The organism is Nocardia xishanensis NBRC 101358 (assembly GCF_001613365.1).
In the GTDB taxonomy this organism is placed as follows: Bacteria; Actinomycetota; Actinomycetes; order Mycobacteriales; family Mycobacteriaceae; genus Nocardia; species Nocardia xishanensis.
Window position 1 is genome coordinate 1 of the sequence record NZ_BDCF01000102.1, and the last position, 5111, is coordinate 5111.

Annotated in this window: 6 protein-coding genes; all 6 read right to left on the reverse strand. The window is 70.2% G+C overall.

The annotated features are described in order from the left end of the window. The coding region (locus NX1_RS34645) for a nitrate- and nitrite sensing domain-containing protein (protein ID WP_245668918.1) at window positions 1-1046 on the reverse strand (1046 nt) is incomplete at its 3' end. Window positions 1047-1640: 594 nt separating this feature from the next. After that, the gene (locus NX1_RS34650; protein ID WP_068069328.1) at window positions 1641-2669 is read right to left on the reverse strand and encodes a hypothetical protein; all 1029 of its coding nucleotides are present in this window, start codon (window positions 2667-2669) and stop codon (window positions 1641-1643) included. A gap of 63 nt (window positions 2670-2732) precedes the next feature. Then, window positions 2733-3239: a PspA/IM30 family protein gene (locus NX1_RS37255; protein WP_174555564.1), complete on the reverse strand. Its 507-nt coding sequence runs from the start codon at window positions 3237-3239 to the stop codon at window positions 2733-2735. A 129-nt stretch (window positions 3240-3368) separates the two neighbouring features. Continuing rightward, window positions 3369-4136, reverse strand: a complete 768-nt coding sequence (locus tag NX1_RS34660; RefSeq protein ID WP_068069331.1) for an alpha/beta hydrolase — start codon at window positions 4134-4136, stop codon at window positions 3369-3371. A 30-nt stretch (window positions 4137-4166) separates the two neighbouring features. Continuing rightward, window positions 4167-4457 (reverse strand): DUF427 domain-containing protein, encoded by a 291-nt coding sequence (locus NX1_RS34665; RefSeq protein ID WP_068069334.1) that lies wholly within the window; start codon window positions 4455-4457, stop codon window positions 4167-4169. A gap of 163 nt (window positions 4458-4620) precedes the next feature. Next, window positions 4621-5111: phenylalanine--tRNA ligase subunit beta-related protein (locus NX1_RS34670; RefSeq protein WP_507762107.1), on the reverse strand; the 491-nt coding region annotated here is incomplete at its 5' end.

The following is a 5111-nucleotide window of genomic DNA, read 5'->3' on the forward strand; positions in this document are numbered from 1 at the left end:
GCGACCACCAAGGCGATCTCGACCGCGATCGCGAGCAGCGCGGCGATCAGGAACCCGGCCAGGGTCAGCGCCGCCGCCTGCCGCAGGTCGGCCGCGCGCTTACGCACCGCGTCGCCGACCGCCTGCTGCACCGCGCGCTGCTCGTCGATGACGGCCGTCATCTGTGCCCACCACAGGCCGGGATCCACCGGCCGCACCAGCGGGCCAGCGCTGGAATCGATGGCGACGCGCTCGGATTCGGCCGCCCGCGTCGCGTCGGCGCCGCGCAGCGCGGCGTCGAGCAGGTCGCGCTGCGCCGCGGTGGCATCGCGCGCGAAGGCGGCCAGCCCGGCCTGCTTGGCGGCCCTGATGTCGAGGAACTGGACGTATTCGCCGGGCTCGAAACCGTCGGCGGCGAACACGCCGTTGAGGAAGCCGCGCTCGCGCGCCGTCTGTTCCTTCGCCTCGCCGAGCGCGTACAGCGCGAGCAGGCCGTGCCGCACGTCGGCGTCGCGCGCCTGGTCGAGGCCGAGCCGCGGACGGTTCAGCGCGTCGATGGCGTCGCTGTAGAACTGGAACGCGGCCGCCCGGCCGATCCGGCCCGTGTCCACCTGGGCGCGGACCGCGGGCAAGCCGGCGAGCTGACCGATCGCGGCGCGGATCTCACCGGAACCACCCGCGCCGCCGGACAATTCGGCGTCGAGTGCGCGCAGCGCCCGGTCGGTCGCCCCGCGCTGGTCCGCGACGGCCTGGCGCAGCCGGACGTCGCCGCCGAGCAGGCCGTTGCTCAGACCGCGCTCGCGCTGCGCCTCGTGCAGCAGATCCTGCACCACCAAGGCCAGCGAGACCGCGTCCACCGTGTCGCCGCTGCGCTGGAACGCCTGGATCTCCCTGGCGAGGGTGATGCCGAGCAGCGTCAGCACCAGAGTCAGTGAAACGAACAGGATTCTGGCCAAACGGCCCCGAATGGTGCGCGGCCGAACTATCCTGCCGACACCGGACGCTTCCGGCGCGGCGGCCGAAGCCGTTGCCGCGCCGCCCGCCTGCGGCCTCCAACGCACACGCACCACCCGCTCCTCGCGAACTGGACCGCGACGATTCGGGACGAACGCGCGGAATCAGGAGCAAGCTGTCACAGGGCGGGGGCGGTGTCAACGCGAAAATCCGGCGAAACGGACGCGAGCAGGCATTCTAAACATGCTGGTAATCCAGTATTTTCGCGGTTTCCATCCGCTCACACCGTGCCCCACCCGATGGTGACCGTCTGCCCGGCGGAACACGCCGCGCTCGCGCCCCAGCAAACCGCGCGGAATGCTTGGAACCGCACCGCCACAATGCCTTCGAACCGGCACCCGCTGATACCGCACCGGCACCCTCGAACGTCGCGTCAGCGCCCGCCGAGCCGGGCGCTGGGGCGCTAGAAGCCTCGCAACACCGCACCCGCGCCTACCGACACGGCACCGACATCCTCGATTACCCCGTCTGCGCATTCGTAAACGCGTCGACCCCTTGGAAGATCGCGTCGGCGCTCTCCAATACCGCGCCAGCGCTCACGAACCTCGCACCGCACTCACGAACCCGCTTGGAGAATCCGCGCCAGCGCACAAACCCGCGTCAGCACTCCCGAACCCCGCGTCAGCATTCCCGACCCCGCCGGGGGCTCAGCCCACCGCGTCGGCCAGGATGCCGAGCACGGCGTCCGAGGTGTAGAACGGCTCGAGGCGCTCTCGGATCAGCTTGGCCAGCAATCCGTTTCGCTTCGCGCCCTCGATCACGGCGGGACCGTAGCGCAGGATCTCGGTGGCGATGTCGGCACCGGAAAGGCCGAGCTCCGGCAGCATGGCCGCGAGGGTGTAGTCGCCGTACTTGGCGTAGAACACCTCGACGCACTCGTCGACGAGCAGCCCGAAGTACTCCTTCTCCCGGGTGGTCACCGCGATCTCGTAGCAGAGCAGCGCCAGCTCGTTGAGATCCTTTTGGGTCAGGTATTCGCGCAGGCCGCTGACCGGCTCGTCGGCGTGCAGATCCCAGAACTCCATGGCGGCCGAGTGCACGGGGGCGTCGCGCAGCATCTCGCGGATGGCGTTGTTGGTGCGCTTGAGCGCGAACATGGCGCCCTTGCCCGCGAGGTCGCCGACGAACGTGCCGTCGGCGGCCTTCCTCGCGCGGTTGGCCGCCGACTGACCGAGCGACATCAGCGAGGAGACGCCGGGGATCTTCTCGGCGCGCTCCCGGTTGGCCTGCATGAAATCGTTGATCAGCTTGTCCACGAACTTCGAGGCCACAGCGGCCACGAGCGGGCTCTCGGTGAGCCGGTCCAGGATGCGTTCCTGGGCCTGGTGCATGCCGAAGAGCTTCTCCAGCAGAGCCTCCACCGGTTCCCGCTCCACCACCTCGCCGAGGGTGTAGTCGTTGTTGGCGGCGATGTGGTCGTAGATCGAGTCGGCGAACACGCCGACCATGTCGGCCAGCACGGGGCTGCCACCGACCAGATCGACGACCGTCGCGACCGTCTGCTTCGCCTGGTCGAGCTCGACCACCTCGCGGAACAGCAGCGTGTCGGCCACGCCGAGCACCGCATCGACATCGCGTGCGACCACTTCGGCGAAGCGGTCACCGCTCACCTCGGCCAGCAGGAATTCCACTTGGGCATCCAAGAGCCGTTCGGCGATCTCACGCGGCTCGGTCATCGTTCCACCCACTCATCTCGGTCCGGCACAGTGCTCGACGGCGGCGCCCCGGACCAGCGCACGTCAGTCTGCGCCCTTGCCGCGCATCGATTTCCGAATCTGGTCCAGGCGTTCCCGCGCGGCTTTCTCGCGTGCGGCGAATCGCTCGTCGGCGCTGCGGCCCGCCGGGGTCTGCCGGTCGAGCTCACCCATCCCCTGCGCAGTGCCGAAGCGCTGCTCGACCTTATCGCGAACCGACTCGAAAGTAGGCACCCCCGACGGCGAATATCCGCCGGTCTCGGGCGTGACCGGAATACCGGTCGGTTGCACCGGTACCGACGGTACCGGGAAACCGCCTCCGACCTGCCCGGATGCCGCGGCCCCCTCGCCGCCGTCATGCACCGAAGCATCGAACGTGGCGGGACTCACATCGGACCCGTGCGTCGCACGAACCACCCCGGCCAACTCGTCCAGCGCGGCGCGCACGGCCCAAAATGCCGAGCGCCCCTCGACCGCGCTGCGCAGCACCGTCACCAGCTCCGCGTCCGGCAGGGCGGCGAGTCGCGCGGCGATGTCCCTCGTATCACTCATGCCTGCGCCTCGCTTGCGCTCGGCTCCGGCATGCGCGATGCACGCTGACACATGATTCGCTCACTGCGTTCGCTCATAACGCCAGGCTACGCAGCAAAACAGACCGCTCGCCCTGTTCGAGGGTTGCCGCTAGCCCGCGAGCACCTCGGTCGCCCAGGCCCGCAGCGTTGCGGGCCATTCGCCGCCGAGCAGCGCGATGACGTCGTTGTGCCCGGCGCCGGGCACAACCACCAGCCGTTTGGGTTCGGACGCGGCGGCGTACAGCCGCTCGGCATTGCGCAGCGGCAGTAGTTCGTCGCGATCGCCGTGCATGATCAGCACCGGCGCGGCGAGGCTACCGATCCGCCGCAGGTTCGGGTAGGCGTCGGGAATCAGCGGACGCGGCAGAAACGGATAGATCGAGCCGGCCGCGTCGCGGATGCCGGTGAACGTCGACATCAGCACGAGCCCAGCGGGCGGATGCGCCTCGGCGAGTTCGAGCAGCACGCCGCCGCCCAACGACTTGCCCAGGTACAGCACGCGATCCGGGTCCACCTCGGGCCGGGCGAGCAGCGCGGCGCGCGCCGCACGCGCATCCAGATAGGTGCCGTGCTCGCTGGGCCGGCCTGTGCTGCGGCCGTAGCCGCGGTAGTCGAAGGCGAGCACGTCGAAACCCGCGGCGACGAGCAGCGCGTAGATCGCCACCCGGTCACCGAGGTTGCCCGCGTTGCCGTGCGCGAAGAGCACGTGCCCGATCGACCGCGGCGCAGGCAGCCACCAGGCGTGCAGGGTCTCGCCGTCCTCGGTGCTCAGGGACAAGTCGGCGTATTCGAGGCCGACCGTGCCGGGCGTCTCCCCTATCTGCCGCTCCGGCAGATAGGTCAGCGCGTTGAGAATGCGGACGGCGGGGTGTCGCATGCGGTCGTTCTTACTCCCTGGCGGCCGCTGTCAGTCGACGACCACGTCGACACCGCGCCAGAACGCGACACGGTCGCGCACCATCTCGGCATCCGGCTTGGGCGTCGGGTAGTACCAGGCGGCGTCGGGATTGCGCTCGCCGTCGACGGTCACCGTGTAGTAGGAGGCGGTGCCCTTCCACGGACAGATCGTGTGGTGATCGCTGGGCTCGAAGTACTCGCTGCGCACGGCGTCCGCCGGGAAGTAGTGATTGCCCTCCACCACCACGGTGTCGTCGCTCTCGGCGAGCACCGTCTCACGCCATACCGCTCGTACGGTCATCGGACCTCCCGGATCGTCAGAGGAAAGTTGCCAAACGCCACGCTACTCCCGAATGCCGGGCGGCCCTGGCACGCTGCGCCCGCCCCCGAGACGCGCGCGGCCGCGAAAAACGGCAAGACCCGTACGGCGTTGCGGCCGTACGGGTCTCGATGCTTCGTCGGCGTCAGCCGCGCAGGACCGCGCCTACCGAGTCGGCGGCCGACGCCACGGCGGCGTCGCGGGCGGCGCTCGCCTCGTCCTCGGTCAGCGTGCGGTCCGGCGCGCGGAAGCGCAGCGCGTAGGTGAGGGACTTGCGGCCCTCGCCCGCCTGGGCGCCCTCGTACACGTCGAACAGGGCGATGTCCTCGAGCAGTTCGCCGCCGCCGGTGCGCAGCGCGGCCTCGACCGACCCCGCGGACACCGACTTCTCGACGCTGACGGACACGTCCTGCAACACCGCGGGGAACGGCGATACCACCGGCACCGGACGCGACTCGCGCAGCGGCAGTGCGTCGAGGTTCAGCTCGAGCGCGCAGGTCCGTGGCGGCAGGCCGGAGCGTTCCAGCACGGCCGGGTGCAGCTCGCCTGCGTACCCGACGACCTCGCCGTCCACCACCAGCTCGGCGCAGCGGCCGGGATGCCACGGCAGGTGCGCGGCGGCGCGACGCTCGATGG

Coding starts and splice junctions, on each gene's coding strand:
- NX1_RS34650 (WP_068069328.1), bottom strand. CDS start 2,669: ATGACCGAGCCGCGTGAGATCGCCGAACGGCTCTTGGATGCCCAAGTG.
- NX1_RS37255 (WP_174555564.1), bottom strand. CDS start 3,239: ATGAGTGATACGAGGGACATCGCCGCGCGACTCGCCGCCCTGCCGGAC.
- NX1_RS34660 (WP_068069331.1), bottom strand. CDS start 4,136: ATGCGACACCCCGCCGTCCGCATTCTCAACGCGCTGACCTATCTGCCG.
- NX1_RS34665 (WP_068069334.1), bottom strand. CDS start 4,457: ATGACCGTACGAGCGGTATGGCGTGAGACGGTGCTCGCCGAGAGCGAC.